At 36.8% G+C, this 17003-nt stretch carries 14 protein-coding genes and 1 other RNA gene; 9 read left to right on the forward strand and 6 right to left on the reverse strand.

All coding sequences use genetic code 11. From position 1 onward, the window contains the following. Window positions 1–63 precede the first annotated feature (63 nt). The 3 genes from AAEU28_RS11905 to AAEU28_RS11915 form a co-directional block, all read right to left on the reverse strand. The gene (locus AAEU28_RS11905) at window positions 64–1422 is read right to left on the reverse strand and encodes an ATP-binding protein (RefSeq protein ID WP_421964311.1); all 1359 of its coding nucleotides are present in this window, start codon (window positions 1420–1422) and stop codon (window positions 64–66) included. Further along, entirely contained in the window at window positions 1415–2113 is a 699-nt protein-coding gene (locus AAEU28_RS11910; protein ID WP_421964312.1) for a response regulator transcription factor, read from the reverse strand. The genes AAEU28_RS11905 and AAEU28_RS11910 overlap by 8 nt, the downstream gene beginning before the upstream one ends. 171 nt (window positions 2114–2284) lie before the next feature. Then, window positions 2285–4045, reverse strand: a complete 1761-nt coding sequence (locus AAEU28_RS11915; RefSeq protein WP_421964313.1) for a hypothetical protein — start codon at window positions 4043–4045, stop codon at window positions 2285–2287. Window positions 4046–4060: 15 nt separating this feature from the next. Here AAEU28_RS11915 and AAEU28_RS11920 point away from each other — a divergent pair, with 15 nt between their 5' ends. The 9 genes from AAEU28_RS11920 (at window position 4061) to AAEU28_RS11960 (ending at window position 12732) form a co-directional block, all read left to right on the forward strand. Continuing rightward, the gene (locus AAEU28_RS11920) at window positions 4061–4678 is read left to right on the forward strand and encodes a hypothetical protein (RefSeq protein ID WP_421964314.1); all 618 of its coding nucleotides are present in this window, start codon (window positions 4061–4063) and stop codon (window positions 4676–4678) included. Between the two features lie 353 nt (window positions 4679–5031). Next, complete coding sequence (locus AAEU28_RS11925) at window positions 5032–5169, forward strand: hypothetical protein (RefSeq protein WP_421964315.1); 138 nt, start codon at window positions 5032–5034, stop codon at window positions 5167–5169. Window positions 5170–5441: 272 nt separating this feature from the next. Beyond that, a complete protein-coding gene (locus AAEU28_RS11930) occupies window positions 5442–6638 on the forward strand; it encodes a DUF1611 domain-containing protein (RefSeq protein ID WP_421964316.1) in 1197 nt (398 codons plus the stop codon). Beyond that, window positions 6635–7693: an alanine/ornithine racemase family PLP-dependent enzyme gene (locus AAEU28_RS11935; RefSeq protein WP_421964317.1), complete on the forward strand. Its 1059-nt coding sequence runs from the start codon at window positions 6635–6637 to the stop codon at window positions 7691–7693. The genes AAEU28_RS11930 and AAEU28_RS11935 overlap by 4 nt, the downstream gene beginning before the upstream one ends. A gap of 36 nt (window positions 7694–7729) precedes the next feature. Next, on the forward strand, window positions 7730–8785 hold the full coding sequence (gene hflK / locus AAEU28_RS11940) for an FtsH protease activity modulator HflK (protein ID WP_421964318.1): 1056 nt from the start codon (window positions 7730–7732) through the stop codon (window positions 8783–8785). Beyond that, window positions 8782–9780 (forward strand): protease modulator HflC, encoded by a 999-nt coding sequence (gene hflC / locus AAEU28_RS11945; protein ID WP_421964319.1) that lies wholly within the window; start codon window positions 8782–8784, stop codon window positions 9778–9780. Before hflK ends, hflC begins: the two co-directional genes overlap by 4 nt. Then, window positions 9767–10489: a Na+/H+ antiporter NhaA gene (locus AAEU28_RS11950; RefSeq protein ID WP_421964320.1), complete on the forward strand. Its 723-nt coding sequence runs from the start codon at window positions 9767–9769 to the stop codon at window positions 10487–10489. Before hflC ends, AAEU28_RS11950 begins: the two co-directional genes overlap by 14 nt. Window positions 10490–10968: 479 nt before the next feature. Then, window positions 10969–11325: a transfer-messenger RNA gene (gene ssrA, locus AAEU28_RS11955) on the forward strand. A gap of 207 nt (window positions 11326–11532) precedes the next feature. After that, the gene (locus AAEU28_RS11960; protein ID WP_421964321.1) at window positions 11533–12732 is read left to right on the forward strand and encodes an integrase domain-containing protein; all 1200 of its coding nucleotides are present in this window, start codon (window positions 11533–11535) and stop codon (window positions 12730–12732) included. A 172-nt stretch (window positions 12733–12904) separates the two neighbouring features. Here the strand turns inward: AAEU28_RS11960 and AAEU28_RS11965 are convergent, their stop codons facing one another. The 3 genes from AAEU28_RS11965 to AAEU28_RS11975 are packed head-to-tail and all read right to left on the reverse strand — an operon-like array spanning window position 12905 to window position 16998. Then, on the reverse strand, window positions 12905–13612 hold the full coding sequence (locus tag AAEU28_RS11965) for a hypothetical protein (protein WP_421964322.1): 708 nt from the start codon (window positions 13610–13612) through the stop codon (window positions 12905–12907). 40 nt (window positions 13613–13652) lie between these two features. Further along, window positions 13653–15683 carry a DUF262 domain-containing protein gene (locus tag AAEU28_RS11970; RefSeq protein WP_421964323.1) on the reverse strand — a complete coding sequence of 677 codons (2031 nt, stop codon included), beginning with the start codon at window positions 15681–15683 and terminating at the stop codon, window positions 13653–13655. Then, window positions 15676–16998 (reverse strand): DUF262 domain-containing protein, encoded by a 1323-nt coding sequence (locus tag AAEU28_RS11975; RefSeq protein ID WP_421964324.1) that lies wholly within the window; start codon window positions 16996–16998, stop codon window positions 15676–15678. Before AAEU28_RS11975 ends, AAEU28_RS11970 begins: the two co-directional genes overlap by 8 nt. Window positions 16999–17003: the final 5 nt, after the last annotated feature.

Raw genomic sequence — 17003 nt, forward strand, 5'->3', positions numbered from 1 at the left:
TCTAGCTTAGCTGTTATTTCTCTGTTCACCACAAGAGTGCAGAAAAATTGACTACTTTCTATATTAAAGCTTTTGTTGATTTGGGAGCTTTACTTCAAAACATGTTCCCTCTAAATTACTTTCACTCAAAACTAAACTTGCATTCATTTGTTCTGCTGCGGCTTTAGCTATGGCTAAACCTAACCCAACACCACCTGTTTTGGAATTTCGACTGTCATCTAGCCTGGCGAAAGGTAGAAATACAAATTGAGACTGTTCCTTAGAAATGCATTCACCATCGTTGTCGAAAAATATTGAAGTAATGCCTTGAGCAATGACCACTTTGATAACGACTTTGCTTTTAGAATATTTCAGGGTATTTGTTATTAGGTTATCGAGCACAAGTCTTAAATGAAGACTATTACACTTAATAAAGTGATCTTCGCTACACTTGAGGCTTACACGTTTACTACCGTCCTCTGATAAAACAGCTAAACGAGATGTTATGAATGCTAAAAGGTTGATTTCTTCAATTAATTCTTGCTTACTTGAATTACTATTGTTGCTTAATCTGGAAAGCATTACGACCTTATTTGTCAGGTCTTTGAGATCATCGATATAAGTATCAATATTATCTAAAAGTGCTAGCTCTACTTCTTGTTGATAATTTTTTCTTAGAAGACCTGTAGCAAATTGAATTCTACTCAGTGGTGTTAGCATTTCATGGGGTACAGCTTGCGCAAAAACTTGGCTTTTCTTTACTGTGTTTTCAATCAATTCTGCCATTGCATTAAAGTTAACAGCTAGCTCTTTAACGGGTTGCTGCAACTTCTCGTTTGCTCTAACACTGAGATCGCCAGAACCAAAACTTTTGTTAATTTTTGCTAAGTATTCAATTTGTTTTTTAAGCTTAAAGATGGGGAGATATAAAAAAATAGCAAGGACCGTAAGTATTACAAGCAACAAGACCAGTGGTAGTATATCTTCTGGATCTTTATACCAGGGTGTAGTTAAGTGATTTTCGTCTAATATAAGGGGGGGCCTATCAGAAATGATTAGAGCGCCTATGTTTTCGACCATAAATATAGCCGCGAGGTTATCGTGCCCTTTTTCATATATATCCACGCCATTAATTGAATTTAGATATATGCAATCTTTGCATAAATTATTTGTATCATCATGCCTTTGCCACGAAATATCAAAGTGATTGTATGGCAGTGGAAAACTTAATGTATCTAAATAATCTTGTGGCTTTTGCCCTCTCTTTTTCCATTCAGCCTGAATGGTTGAATAGACAAAACTCGTATCTTTGTAAAAATCATCTAGTTCGTCTTTTTCTAAGAAGTCATTCGCAATATAAACAACGGTGAAAATACTAACGAATAGTGCGATAACAATCCTTATATAGATACGTGCAAATAAAGGGGGAAGTATTTTATTCATTTCGTATCATATAGCCTTTGTTGCGGATTGTATGTATGAGCTTATAAGGAGGGTGATTATCTCTCAGCTTTTTTCTTAGTCCTGAAATCCTCATATCAATAGAACGATCGTTATAACCTAGTTCAATCCCTCTAAGTAATTTACAACACTCCTTTCTCGAAACAACACTCCCTGCATTTTTTGCAAGCAGTATTAGCATTTCAAACTCAGTCTGCGATAGTTGAAGCTCTTCATTATTGAGGGTTGCACGATGTATTTTGAGGTTTATGCTTAAACTTCCAATTTTTAGCTCGTCGTTAGAGTTATTAGTGCTATGAGACGACTGCGTGAAGCGGCGAAAGACTGCTTCGATTCTTGCCATTAAGATATGCGGCCTAACAGGTTTGGTTATGTAGTCATCAGCACCTAGCTTAAGTAGACTAACTTCGCTCATATCGTCATCGCAGGCTGTTAATACAATAATGGGCCCATTATAGAAAGTTCTCAATTCGCTACATACATCACTGCCGCTCATTCCTGGCAGCATTAAGTCTAATAATACTAAGTCAGGTGTTTTTTCTTTAATTATTGATAGTGCCTTAGCACCATTATCAACAGCAATTGACTCAAAGCCTTCAGTGAGAAAGTACATTTGCATCAGACGAGAAATTTCAGGGTCGTCTTCAACTAAAATTACATAGGGTTTAGACATTCAGGATAAATAAGCGAGCCATAGATAGTAATATTTTAGATGATGAAAGAGTACTTCGAAAGAGAGATTACAAATGCTTACATAGGCTTACAAATGCGAGTTTGACAAGTTTAGATGGGAGTTGAAAAAGGGCTTTGAGCTTACTCTCAAAGCCCTTCAGAATTGAAGCTACTACTTTAAGTTTACTTCAGTAGAGAGGAACTTTAGCTTTTCAATGTTTTTAACTTTAACAATACCATCACCATTATCTCGACTATCTGTGATTGTGTGCCAACCATCTTGACCTTGTTCGACGACATAGTTTGCTTCTTCGCCTGAAAAGATAACGGCATTGTCACCACTATTACCAACAATAGTGTTATTGAGCTCATTTACAACTACATTGGCATTATTTGAACCTGTAAGAGTAATATCTTTTAAATATCTAGAGTGATTTGTATATGCCTTTTTAGCGTCGAATCTTAAGCTAAAGTCACCTTTGAAACTATCGTGTATTTGAGCGTTATAGGTTAAATATGGGTGAAAGAATTGACCCATCAAATTCCAACCGTTTGTGTCTTTTGTTTTTATATCATCACGTGTCTTTGCTGCGTAAATACCCCACATGCCACCTTCATCCTCTTTTTTAGGAGCTTGCCATGATCCCCATAGTCCATAATAAGAATCTATGACGGCTGCTAGGTATTCTTGAGAAAGACTGTTCTCGCCTCTTAGCTCCTCTAGCCATGCTTGGTTTTCATCTCCTCTGCCCCATAATTTGTCGGCAATGGCGTTTTCTTGGGCGAGCCTTATTTCAGTTTGGAAGTCTTTAGCTGCACCGATAAAAGTTGGGTTCTTATCCACGCCAATCCCATAATCATGAACTAAATGTAATATTTCTTCATAGGCAGCATCTCTGTGAGTGTAATCTTGCTTTAGATACCACTCATGACCTTCTACTTGAATCTCATTTTGGTAAAGAGGCTGTCCATCAAGTTCTTTCGCAGGGTTTTTACCATCATCTTGACCATTTAACAGCATCAATATTGCATTATTTTCAGCCATCTTGTTTGCGATCATTGATTTGTCTGCCCCATATTTAGAGCCTTCAAAATTTCTCAAGAAATGCTCAAGGATTGCTTTAGAGCGCATTAGTTGGCTTTCGTTAATTTTGTCTTGTGCAATGATGTGTATCTTTCCTCCATTTGGTGTTGAGACATAAGCGTACTTATCAAAACCGAGAGCTGGGGTATATGTTTTGGCGAGTTCTTTAGGAATCGCATTAATAGAGCTGCTCTCATTATTTGCTGATTGTAATAAATACTTAGCGACCTCATCATCGGTCATATAGTGCATACCGTTAGAAGGAGCTGCATTTAAAGTAAACCAATAAAAGTCAGTAGAAATCCCCATTTTTTTATAAAACTCGATATACATGGTATGAGATGCATCATCTTTAGGGTAGCTACTGCCATCTTTAGTACCATCACTCCAAGAATGAACGCCTATTTTTGCACCTGAAGACCAGTTACGTTTTAAACCAGAAGCAAATAGATCAACTCCGCCAGATGTAATATGGCTTTTTGCATCGACTGTTGTATCCAGGCCTTTATCTCTAATTAAGTTACCTAATTCTAGGTTGGCTGTGTCATCCACTGAGCCTTCAATATCACCCAAATATAAACTTTTAACTTGTGGATTTGATTTGTACATTAGGCTAAATGCTTCCGGTGAGCCATCACAGCTTACACCATTGACTTCAACCTTCTCTTTTTTCACCTGAAACGTTAAAGGGGTTAAACCACTTGGAAGAACAGTACATTCTGATTTGAATGTGTTGTTCTGATTAGATATGGACTCATTTGTAGTGTTTTTATCTGAGCTGCTGGAGCCACAGCCATTGAGTAAGAAAGCTGATAAAGCAGTGATCTTAATTAGATTATTACGGTTCATAAGGCACCTTATATATTGGAATATATTACCAATACATCAGTAATGACCTGCTATATCAATAAGTGCTTACAAACCTTACAAATCTTACATTACTTACAAAAATTACCTTCTAATAATAGCTATAGCTTGATTAAGCTATGGCAAACTATTAACTGTCACGGTCAGCATGAAGAAGTTTTTCATTTTTTTCTAATCCTAATTTGGGGCATCATTATTTTTTCTATTGATGAGCAAACTTTAGATGGGTGTTATGCATCAAGTGCACAAATCACAGACCTTACTTCAGGACTTAAAACTTCAAAAACCTCTTATATAAATATTTCTAAATCTGAAAATGGATACCTAGTAAACGGACTTATTTGGGGGGCAAACTTTCATGTTTGCGAAGTTTTTGATGAAAACGGTCCTTTATTAATGCTGCGAGAAGGTAATCTTTTAAAGTTTAGTTATGATGAACCAGATTACGGTATTAACTGTAGTCTTAAAATTACGATAAAAGATGAGCAAATTGAGTTCAATGATCCGGAACATGCTTGCTCTAAAAATGTCTTTTTTTGCGGTAGTAGAATTTCACTCGATGAAATCACATTATCTAAAATAAAAAGCTCTTGCCCAACAGGGATTGTTGAGTAAATTTAGCTGTAATTAGTAATGGGCAGAAACCAGTTACGCAGATAGTCTGCTATTTTCAAACAAGTCCTTTAGCCCTAAATGTTTTGTTCAAAAAAGATTTTTTAAGCGACCTTCCGTTATTCGCTAATCTCAGGCGATGACGCGATTAACTTCTTAACTAATAGCAAGTGATAAAAAATATTCTTAGAATTTAAAGCCGCTTTTAGCAGCGCCTTAATCTGACTAATAACTCAGCTATCTTTTTAATCAAGCTGAAAGCGTTCAACTTTTAGCTAATAAATCAAACCACATTTTTGACAGATTTTTTAGCTGTTATTCAATAATTGCTCCTATATACAAAGAGAGTAAAAACATTGAGTAATAATTTAAATAAGCACCTTACAACAATCGCATCTTTAATTGACTGCAAGATAGGTAACTCTATTACCGGGGGTAATGAATCTGAGCTTGAGCAGCAAGCGGTGATAACACCTTGTTCAGTAGGCATCTAATGTACTCGCAGGCGCGTAAAGTTTCCTTTTTCACAAACCTCCTTAAGCCTACACACTTTCATAGGAATATAATTAACTGTATTTCATAGGGTTAGAATTAAAGTAAAAATAATCTTAATTTAATTTGACTTATCACTATCTTATGCTCAAAAAATAGACTAATGTAAACATCCCCCAACTAACTTAGTGGGGACTACTTGTACCTCTTCCGATTTGGCGCTTCGGCATGCACAAATTGCCCTCTAAGTAATTTCCACATTAGAGGTGTTATCATGAATAAAAAGTCACTCAAGGCAGAAGTACCTTTCTCTCAGAAGGCCCCCGTATACAATAACGAGCAAAATCAAGTTAAAGAGCCTCAACTTAACTCTTTCATAGAGCTAGATGTTGTTCCAACTGCGATTATTTATTGTGAAGCTAATTTCACGAAAAGTGATGGTAAAACAGCGAATGGGCTTATAAGACAATCATCTAACTTTAGAATACTCTCCGTCATTGATAGCGAAATGGCTGGTTTAGACTCTGGGTATGTTTTAGATAATAAAAGAAATGGCATTCCGATTTATTCAAACTTAAATGAAGCATTTGAAATGGCAAATGAACCTGTCAACTTTTTCATTTACGGTTTAGCGCATTCAAATGGTTTGCTATCCACTATAGACCGTCAAGTTATGTTAGAAGCCATTACATGTGGTATGAATATAGTCAATGGATTGCATCAATACTTAAACGACGATCCTGAATTCATAGCTGCTAGCAAAAAGTATGGTGTTTCACTTTATGACATCAGAAGACCCGTAAATAAATGCAAACTACAAGTTTTTAGAAATATTCTTAAGGAAGTTCCCTGCCCAAGAGTTGCCATCATGGGAACGGATTGTGCAATAGGAAAACGCACCACAGCAGTTACATTAAGTAATGCGCTGACAAGATATGGCTTAAAAGTCGTCTTCATTGCAACAGGTCAAACCGGTATTATTCAAGGTAGCCCCTATGGTTTAGTTATGGATTCTATACCTGCTCAATTTTGTCCAGGAGAACTTGAAGCTGTCATCCATCGTGCTTATAAAATTGAACAGCCCGATATCATCATAATTGAAGGTCAAGGCGCTTTAAGTCATCCTGCATTTTCGACCAGTGCAATGATCTTAAGAGGAAGTGCGCCTCATGCTGTCATATTGCAACACGCCCCGCATAGGAAAGAGCGGGTCGATTTTAAGGATATGCCAATGCCTAAGCTTTCATCTGAAATAGAGTTGATTGAAAGCTTTGCAAAAACAAAGGTTATCGGCATATGTATTAACCATGAAGCAATGGATGAAATGGATCTCGAAGAATATACATACCGTTACTCTAAAGATTTCTCGGTCCCCGTAACCGATGCATTAAGCCGCTCTAGTATGTTTTTAATTCAAATGATATTGATAGAATTTCCTCATCTCAGAATAAAAATACCTACTCTACAATGAGTAATCCTCGGCTGCATATTGACGGTAACAAAATAGCAGAGAATGCAGCGCTGTTAATAAAAATGCTGAAACCTTTAGCAATCGATGTTGTAGCTGTAACTAAAGTATTTATGGGTCACCCAGTTATTGCTCGGCTCTTAATAGATGCAGGTGCAACTATTCTAGCAGATTCAAGAATTGAAAATATTGAAAGAATGCGACGAGCCGGTATTTCAGTGCCCATAATGTTGATAAGACCTCCGATGTTGAGTCAATTAGAACGGGTTTTGCTGAACTGTAATATAAGCCTGAATACAGAGATTTCTACTATACAAGCGCTTTCTGCATCCGCAAAAAAGCTCGGAGTATTCCACCAAGTCATAATCATGGTAGAACTTGGCGATCTAAGAGAAGGTGTTATGCCACATCATCTTATTGAGATAATCAAAGAAACACGCTCATTGTCAAACATCAGTTTACAAGGCATTGGTGCTAATTTGGCATGTAGATATGGTATCGCACCAGACAACCATAATATGACATATTTGGCCAAATTAGCGTCTGATATAGAAACGCACTTTAAAATTAAGCTAGACATTATTTCAGGTGGAAATTCAGCAAATTTATTGTGGGCGTTTAGTTCAGACAATGTCGAACGTGTAAACCAATTGCGTTTGGGTGAGTCTATTTATTTTGGAGTAGAAGCGCTCAATAAACGCCGTATTAGCGGCGCACATACTGATACAGTAAAACTCATTGCTGAAGTGATTGAATCTAATCAAAAACCATCCATTCCTTGGGGCAAGCGTCATAAAAATGCTTTTGGAGAACAAGATGACATTATTGATAGAGGTGATATTGCCCAAGCAATAATTGCCTTAGGTAGGCAGGATGTTGACCCTCATGGGTTAATCTCTCCAGAGGGGCTAACAATCATATCGGCTAGCAGTGATCATATTGTAATTGAAAGCGATGACACGCCTTTGGAAATAGGACAGGAAATTGAATTTAAAATTGACTATGTAGGGCTATTGTCCGCAATGACCTCACCGTTCGTGAAAAAGTATTTTACCTAGCAAAACTAAAGCCATTCAACTTGGAGCACTTTTACAATGAAGCAATTATCAACTAATCACAACCCTTGGGGTGGAGGAAATAAATCACCACCAAATCTAAATAAACTCTTTAAGGCGTTTTTCAATTCTAAAAACAACACTCCAGATAATAAACCAGTTACTTTTGTGCTTATTTTATCTCTATTTATCGTTTTATTAAGTATATGGAGTTCAGTTTACACCGTGCCTAGTGATTCAGTCGCTGTTATCCAACGATTCGGAAGATTCTCACACATTGAACAGCCAGGTCTGCACTTTAAACTACCATTAAATATTGATATATCAACCATCGTCGCAGTTAAACGGCAACTCAAACAAGAGTTCGGGTTTTCAACCAGTAATAATGATCAGCGCAATCAACCTTCACGACACTCTCTAGGTTTAAAAGAAACACAGATGGTAACTGGTGATTTAAACGCAGCACTTGTTGAATGGGTGGTTCAATATCGTATTGATGCACCGACTAAATTTCTGTTCGAAGTTAGAGAGCCCTCTGAGACATTAAGATATGTTTCCGAATCGGTTATGCGAGAAGTCGTCGGTGATAGAACCGTTGATGAAGTCATCACGATAGGCAGGCAGGAAATAGAGTCTGAGGCATTAAGCAAAATGCAGGCTCTTTCTACAAAATATGCAATGGGTATTAGAATTGACCAAGTCCAACTGAAAAATATAAATCCACCACAACCTGTCCAAGCCTCTTTTAACGAAGTAAATCAAGCTCAGCAAGAAAAAGAAAAGTTTATCAATGAAGCGCGTCGTGATTATAACAAAGTGATCCCACTAGCTTTGGGTGAAAAAGATCAAAGAATAAGAGAAGCTGATGGTTATAGGTTAAGGCGCATAAATGAGGCCAAGGGAGATGCTGCACGCTTTCAGGCGCTCTACATTGAATATCTAAAGGCGCCAGAAGTCACGGTGAAAAGGATATATCTAGAGACAATGGAACAAGTACTCCCAAATATTCACTCAAAAATTATTCTTAATCAAACTGAACATAATGTATTGCCACTACTGCACTTTGGTAATTCAAAACTAGGAGAGCTAAAGTGAATAACCTACTCAGATTTTCAACAATTTTTATAGCCTTGGTTGTGTTTATCTTTGCAAGAAATAGCCTATACACTGTCAGTGAGGTCGAACAAGTAATTATCACTCAGTTTGGTAAGCCTATTGGTGAACCAATAACCAATGCTGGCCTAAAAATAAAAATTCCATTTGTTCAACAGATAAATGTTATGGATAAACGTGTTTTAGAATGGGATGGCAGGCCATCAGATATGCCTACAAAAGATAAACTTTATATTTCAGTAGATTTGTTTGCAAGATGGCGAATTGTTGATCCCTTACAGTATTTTCTTAGACTGAAAGATGAGCACAGTGCCCAGTCTAGGTTAGATGATATTTTAGGAAGTGAAACTCGAAATGCCGTTGCAAAACATGAACTCATTGAAATTATTAGAACCAATAAAGAGCGAATCGCATTAAGGGAAGGATTATTAAGTACCTTTGAAGAAGAGCTAAAAATTGGCACTTTGGTACCAATAAAGAAAGGTCGAAAATTTGTAGAGCAAGAGATATTTGATTCTGCTTCACAGAAAGTGTCAGTATTTGGGATCGAACTGTTAGATATCCGATTCAAAAGAATTAACTACAATGCTAGCGTTCGTCCAAAAATCTATGAGCGCATGATAAGTGAAAGAAGGCAAATAGCAGAGCGATTCTTATCAGAGGGTAATGGCGAAGCTGCCAGAATTCGGGGAGATAGGGTCAGAGACCTAAATAAAATTCAGTCAGAAGCTTATCAGCAAGTAGAAGAGATCAGAGGAAAAGCTGATGCCTTAGCTGCACAAATTTATGCACAAGCCTACAATCAAGCACCTGAAGCTATCGCCTTTTATGCATTTACCCGCACAATGGCGTCTTACCCATCCATTATTTCTGAAGATACAACACTTGTTCTTTCATCAAATAATGAGCTTTTTAAATTTCTAGATAAAACGAACTTAAGTAACTCTGTTAGTACGCCTCAAAATGCAAACCACTAGAGGGAAGCAAACTCAAGGTGAAGAACTACCAAAAGTACACATTGATTGGTTCGTAAAACCTGTTACTCGATTTATAAAAATTGAGACTGCATCAGGTGGCGCCCTTTTGATTGCAACACTCATAGCAGTAATTTTTGCGAATTCTAGTTTTAGCGAGCCTTTTTTTCAATTTTGGGCAACTCCTGTTGGTTTCAGCTTTGGTGAAATTGAGCTTAAGCGTTCTATACATAAATGGATAAACGATGGTGCCATGACCATTTTTTTCTTTTTAGTCGCACTAGAACTAAAAAGAGAACTTATTTTAGGTGAGTTGAGAAGTCCCAAATTGGCTATGCTCTCTATTTCTGCTGCCATTGGTGGCATGATTGTTCCTGTATTGATTTTTGTGGTACTACAATTTGATACCCCTCCCTTAAATGGTTGGGGGGTGGTTATGTCGACCGATACAGCTTTTGTTTTAGGGTATTTGGCATTACTTGGTAAAAGCATTCCAAAGGTATTAAGGGTATTTATGCTGTCCCTTGCAGTGGTCGATGATATTGGTGCGATTTTAGCCGTCGCAATTGGTTATAGCAGCACAATTGACTGGATATACATTGGTTTTGCTGTTGTTGGTTTAATAACTGTGAAAGCAATGGCTCATGTGGGCAGTTCTAACCCGTTTTTTTCCAAAAATGAGTTTACTCGTCCTTCAGCTCCTCGCTCATAGCAGCCTGTCTGTTAAATTTAGAGTCTATTCATGTGAACAAAAACATCTAATATTGAGTAACAAAGCCAAGTAGTATCTTTTAAAAAATGCACTTAAATTCAGTTTCCATTTATTTGTCTTTTTTCACAACTTAAAAGTCCCCCTCCCCTATTTGTGATCAACCTTCTACGTTTTGAAAAGCATATGCAGCAGTAGGTCTCAGGTTTAACCATATAAAAACAAATACCTTACTTTTAAAGCATAGGATGTCAGCTCAAACATTAAGCATTTCAATCTTAGCCCCCAGAAAAATGACTAAAACGCAATCAACACTGCTCACTTTTAATCCAATGTTTTTTACCACAATTTTTACCACGCGGATAATTAAGGAAAAAATGCGATTCTCGTTTGTAATGCAATGAATCCTATGTATAATGCGGGACACACGCTAATTATCGGAATCTGTCCGAGAAATTATAGTGAACTGAATACCAAATTCAGGGGCTGATTAGGATTCGACAGGATTCATGAAGCCTGAGGTGCATGTCGAGGGGCGGTTGGCCTCGTAAAAAAGCCGCATTTAAAGTAATCGCAAACGACGATAACTACGCTCTAGCGGCATAATAGCCCGCTAGCACTCCTCCAAGAAATGCTTGTGGTTCTGGTTCTGGAGTGTCACCCTACACAAGATCGCTACGGAAACCCTGGCCGGGGTTGAAGGGCTAAAACTAAGCGGCCTCGCCTTTATTTATCGTGTTCGTCCGAGACTTAAAGGTTAACCAATAGACGATACTAAACATGTAGGACCGAAGGTCGACGCTTTCTGGACGGGGGTTCAAATCCCCCCAGCTCCACCAAATTAGCTTTCGGTTAACGCCGAAAACGTCTAAAAGCCCTTAACTTTTAATGAGTTAGGGGCTTTTTTGTATCTATAAGGTACGAGTAGGTTTTTACTATTCGGAACTTTAAGTACCATTGCAAGTACCACGAACAGCAGTTATTCTGGCTGTGGTACAAAAAAGCCATTTTACTTATTAATTCAGTAAGCTATAGGTTTTAAAACAATGGGAAAAATCATTAAGCCCCTCACCGATGCACAAGTTAAAAAATCCAAGGCCAAAGAGAAGGACTACGAACTCGCCGATGGGAATGGGCTATATTTAAGAGTCAGGAAAACTGGCAACAAATCTTGGATATTTAGATATACCCGACCGTTCACCAAAAAGCGCAATAACATGGTGCTTGGCCCCTACCCTGAAATCACGCTTGCTAATGCGCGAGCTCTTAGAGAAGAACACAAACAGTCTCTTTCTCAAAACATCGATCCACAAGAAAAACGTGACGATGACAACTTACGAGCGCTCCACGATAACAATACCACGTTTAGATTTGTGGCTGAAAAGTGGTTCGAAGTAAAACGCCATACTGTCAGTAAAGGGTATGCCGTTGACATTTGGCGTTCACTTGAAAACCATGTATTCCCAGATATTGGCCACCGACCTATTAGCAGCTTAAATGCACCTCTAGTCATAAGAGTGTTAGAGCCATTAGCAGCACGAGGTGTACTTGAGCAAATAAGAAGGCTAATACAGCGCATAAATGAGATTATGATTTATGCGCTCAATACAGGTATGGTTCAAAGCAATCCACTAGCAGGAATCAGAAGTGCATTTAAATCACCCAAGCGAAAAAACTTCAGTACGATAGAGCCTGAGCGCTTGCCAGAACTAATGGAAAAACTCAGTCGAGCAAGTATCAAATACACAACTCGTATACTTATTGAGTGGCAACTTCATACTATGTGCCGCCCTTCTGAGGCAGCAGCTGCAAAATGGGAAGAAATCGATTTCAATAACAAGCTTTGGATTATCCCAGCTGAAAGAATGAAGATGAATCGAGAGCACAAAATTCCTCTCACAGATCAAACTTTAAAACTACTTGAGTTAATGAAACCTGTTAGTGGTCATCGAGAATATATTTTCCCAGCGGATAGGAACCCGAGAACCCATATTAACGCCCAAACGGCTAATATGGCTATCAAGCGCATGGGATTAAAAGGAGAGCTTGTTGCCCATGGAATGAGAGCACTAGCCAGTACTATTTTGAACGACAAAGGCTTTGACCCAGACCTCATTGAAACAGCACTTGCTCACGTTGAGAAAAATGAAGTAAGACGCGCTTATAACCGCGCTGAGTACATTGAACGCCGAAGAGAGATGATGGAATGGTGGAGTCAATGCATCATAGGCTCTGCGCTAAGATGATGGCCCTGTAAGTAATTCTGTGTAACTGACAGAGATACATGTATTTGGGGCATCTTCTTTTTATCAAAACTGAAAAAGCAACATTCTTTTGCTTTTTAGATGAATCCTAGCTACGAACAAGGCGGACTATATTAACGATAGATATCTATGTTAATTCCGCCTTGCTTCGAGGTTACCATGATTGAGTAATTATTTTTTCGTAATTTTTAAATAGTAATTGATCTAATTCAGAGCCTAACAAGTCAAGAGGCTTACACACTTCTTCAATTAGTTGCCTTTCAGCTGCTTCATATTTTTTTGTTGACTTTAAAACTTCAGAAGGTAATTCAATGCCTACATGATTTAATGAGTTCATCACTCGACTATCAATAGCAATACTATTTTTTAATACACCAAATCCAGAAGTTAAAAAGTCTCTTGCTCCTTTATTTTTGAAGTAACTTAACTTACTAATATACTTTATTTTTTCCTTATCACCGGGTTGTTTTGAAGCATTGAGCAAAAATGACTTAGGTCCATACTCACTTTTAATTATCTCGAAATTTTTAAAAATTGCATCTGTTTTCTTACAAGACTCTATTGATTTACCTGCATATCTAGCCTTTATCTGTTTAAGAACTTCCCAGATTACCCTTTTTCTATTTCCTTCAGTTAAACTTTTCAAATTTTCCCAAGATATTTTAGCTTTTACTTCTTTATCTTTTAGAAGTTCTGCAGGTTTTGCACCTCCGACGACAACCACTTGGCTAACAATCCTTATCCAAACATCATCATCTTTAAGAGTATTAAGCTTTTTCTCCTCAGGCATCTTTGTTTGATCTAAAAATTCATTTTTTATAGATCTAAGTGCTGCGAGTGAACTTGGTTTAATCTTAAACACTTCCCTATCTCCTTTATTTTCTGTTATAAACTTTTTAAAACTAAATCTTATACGAAGGGATTATAATGTCCGAATCAGAGAGTAATAAATCAATCATGGATTGTTCATGTAAATAAATGCCACATGCTTCTTTAGGTAGATTTGGTTGATACCAGTTTATATAACAAAACATCAAACGTTGCTTTAAGCTTTCAGCTTTATTACCAAACTTAGAAATTGTATTGCGCTTTTTTTCTTCTGGAGAAGCATTACCTAAACTAGCGTTACTGGAGTTGCTTAGTAAACAAAGGTTAGCAAATGAGTTGTTTAAGTCTTCATCCATTTCAATAGTTTTAGAGTGCTGAGGATAATGATGTTCAACTGAACTTCGACTAGTGAATTTAAATATATTTGCTATTGCATTCAACTGATTGAAGGTAGTCATATCAATATATTCCGCCTGGACATTACCCAGTAACAGGTTTTTATAATGTTCTTTATCGGTTACTTTGAGTATTTTCCAAATCTTGTAGTCCAAATAATTAAAAAAGTAGTTATGAGTTTGAGTTCCTCTATTAATATGTTCTTTAAATACACTTTGGTTTCTTGCACTGTCAGTGGATGAATTTATTTTTGCGATTTTATCAAACTGTTCTCTAGCCTGGCTTTCAAGTTGTGACAGAATTTGGGACTCACTTAACTCACCATGGGTATATAAATATTTAAGTAACTTAGCTAACCAGCTTTTGTAGTTATGACTGGGAAAAGACGCATGAAACATTGTTTGAATCATTACGGCTTGTTCGTTATGTTCCTTAAACGTATTCGTAGCCTGAATAAGGCCATCCTTTTGTTTTAGTTTTTTAACCGACCAAGGGTTTTGGTCACACCCCAAATCTCTCTTAATTACATTGCGATCAAATAAATAACGCAGCTTAAATAACGTACTTGCAAACTTTTTGATATCTTGACTCGTGACTGGTTGATTTTCATTTTTAAATAAATGCTTATCAAATTCATTAATTAACTTACGATCATCCAAAGTAACGGCCTCAGAACTGCTTTTATCAAATTCTTGATGAACTTTGAGGACTTGAAGAAGAAAGTTTGGAAAGTTAATAACTGAACTAAATCGAGTACTTTGATCATTCACAATCTGGTTTTGAGACTCACGAGGCAATAGTTCAGAAGAATTAAAAAGCGCTTCAATTGAATCGTCATTGCAACTATTAATATAAGGAGTTGTTGTTTCTTGTTGAATATTAAGCCCAGAAAGCGACTCTTCTACATGTTTAAACCAGCATTGATTAATAAGAGCTCGACATGATAATTTTTCTAAATCATAGCCAAAAAGCTCATCACGAAAGGCTTTATTAAAGTTATATTGGATATAATGCCCCATCTGAGAACACGCATCCCAAATTTGTGCAAACACATCAGCGCCTGATTTATCTAGCTTATCCATCATTCTTGCTTTAATAACTTCATGGCTTTCTAACTGCTCCCCCCTATTGTTCATTATCTCAAAATAATGATTAACATCTGTTTTTTCAGGTAGCCCAGCTCGCACCAAATATACGTTATTTAGTAGATATGCTGCGAATTTTCTATACTCGCAAGTAGATAGTCTTTCTGCTAGCTCTTTCTTGGCAATTTGAAAGGCATTCCACATACTGGCTTCAAAATGGGTAAAATTTTTTTTAAGGTTATCACCTGTACTAAACAAACCAATTAAAGTCTCTTGAGATAGTTGTCTACACTCAAAACTTAAATTCGGGTTTTCTAAAGGAAGTTCTATTTTATAACTTTTTAAAACCGCTAATAAAATACTCAAGGTAGTATGGCGTTGCTGCCCATCAATAATTGCCCAAGCTTGGTTACTGTCACCAACTTTGTTCAAGTCAACAATCATAGTGCCTAAATAATAATTAGTACTTTCAGGTTCTTTATAACTTCCAATTAGGTCTGAGATTAACTGACTGATTTGTACTTCACCCCAAGCATAATTTCGTTGGTAAATTGGAATTAAGTATTGAGTGGTAGGTTCAAAAAGCTGTTTAACACTCAAAGAGATTACATGTTCGTTATTCATCTACTTTCCCTAGATACCGCTTTTTTAAAGCACTGAGGCCTCTTGTTCCGTTTTGTTCAACTTTTTGTTTATTTTTATTCACCACAACCGCCAGAACTTCTTTTTCATAGGTAGCATTTTCAATCACTTTGAGTAAACTCGAATCACTGAGAGCATAATTATCGACACTTGCAATCCCGACTCTACTTTGCTCTAAACGCAGTTTGTACGCCCATTCAAAACATACCTTCTCTGCTTCCTTTAGTTTCTTATCACCAAAGCGATCATGGAAAAGTAATAGTGCAGCTAAGAAAAGGTTCCTCGTGTAAATATCGCCACTGCGGTCACAACCTTTATAGTTTTCAAGATCATTTAAGAAAAGTGATTTTCCTCGTATTTCACTCAGCTGTTCACAGTAAAATTGCACATAGTCAAAAAACAAAGCGCCATTCAAAATAACTTGATTAATTTGATGGGGAAAATCTAGCTTATTATTATCAATTAACCTATCACTAGACTGGTTATAACTTTTGTTGAACAGATATGCTCTTAAAGACAACTGTAAATATTTAGGCAATTCGTCACTGTCTAAATTCACCCCTTTGAAAACATCTACTTCACTTTTTATAAAGTATCGCCCTGAACAGTTTTTGTTCCACTGCCTCAACCGATATAAAAACTCATTAAATAAAGTTTTTAATTGACCGTTACCAACAGCTTCTTTTTCCCATTGAGTAATAGCATTTAACTTACTTTCTTCTGTGTGGTTTCTCATTTCACGTAAGTGATAAGCCTTCAATAGATCGTGCGGCTCTAAGGCTTTACCTCTAGCATTCTGACTATCAAAAAACTGAAAGGCTTCAGAAAGGACTGTTAATTTGATAATTACAACCGAGCAATGATTTAAAATAAATTCTCGCAACTCTTGTAATTCGTAATCAGAATACTTTCTGATAAATTGCATGATAAAAACGCTATTGTGCTTCAATACTTTTTTTGACTCGGGGTGTAAAACTTGTAAATTTTTAAATAACTTAGCTTCCATATTATTATCAATCAATTTATTGATTGATAATAATAAGAGACATAACGTAATAGTCCTTTGTTGGCCATCAACTATATCACATTGACAATTTTCGCTTTCTTGATGCAAAACAATCGTTCCGATGCGGTACCTGTCTGTTTCGGGGTGTTTGAAGCAATTATAAATATCGCTTATGAGATCAGTTATATGACGTTCACTCCAGCGATATGGGCGCTGATAACTGGGGATCGATAAGTTTTGTTCTAGTAACTCTCTAATAATAAAAATTTTAGGTTCGATAACCTTAGACATAACTA

Source organism: Pseudoalteromonas sp. SS15, assembly GCF_049257195.1.
Taxonomy (GTDB): Bacteria; Pseudomonadota; Gammaproteobacteria; order Enterobacterales; family Alteromonadaceae; genus Pseudoalteromonas.

Excerpts from the sequence above, each read along its gene's own strand:
- AAEU28_RS11905 (WP_421964311.1), bottom strand. The coding sequence starts at position 1,422 with ATGAATAAAATACTTCCCCCTTTATTTGCACGTATCTATATAAGGATT.
- AAEU28_RS11910 (WP_421964312.1), bottom strand. The coding sequence starts at position 2,113 with ATGTCTAAACCCTATGTAATTTTAGTTGAAGACGACCCTGAAATTTCT.
- AAEU28_RS11915 (WP_421964313.1), bottom strand. The coding sequence starts at position 4,045 with ATGAACCGTAATAATCTAATTAAGATCACTGCTTTATCAGCTTTCTTA.
- AAEU28_RS11930 (WP_421964316.1), top strand. The coding sequence starts at position 5,442 with ATGAATAAAAAGTCACTCAAGGCAGAAGTACCTTTCTCTCAGAAGGCC.
- AAEU28_RS11935 (WP_421964317.1), top strand. The coding sequence starts at position 6,635 with ATGAGTAATCCTCGGCTGCATATTGACGGTAACAAAATAGCAGAGAAT.
- hflK (WP_421964318.1), top strand. The coding sequence starts at position 7,730 with ATGAAGCAATTATCAACTAATCACAACCCTTGGGGTGGAGGAAATAAA.
- AAEU28_RS11950 (WP_421964320.1), top strand. The coding sequence starts at position 9,767 with ATGCAAACCACTAGAGGGAAGCAAACTCAAGGTGAAGAACTACCAAAA.
- AAEU28_RS11960 (WP_421964321.1), top strand. The coding sequence starts at position 11,533 with ATGGGAAAAATCATTAAGCCCCTCACCGATGCACAAGTTAAAAAATCC.
- AAEU28_RS11970 (WP_421964323.1), bottom strand. The coding sequence starts at position 15,683 with ATGAATAACGAACATGTAATCTCTTTGAGTGTTAAACAGCTTTTTGAA.
- AAEU28_RS11975 (WP_421964324.1), bottom strand. The coding sequence starts at position 16,998 with ATGTCTAAGGTTATCGAACCTAAAATTTTTATTATTAGAGAGTTACTA.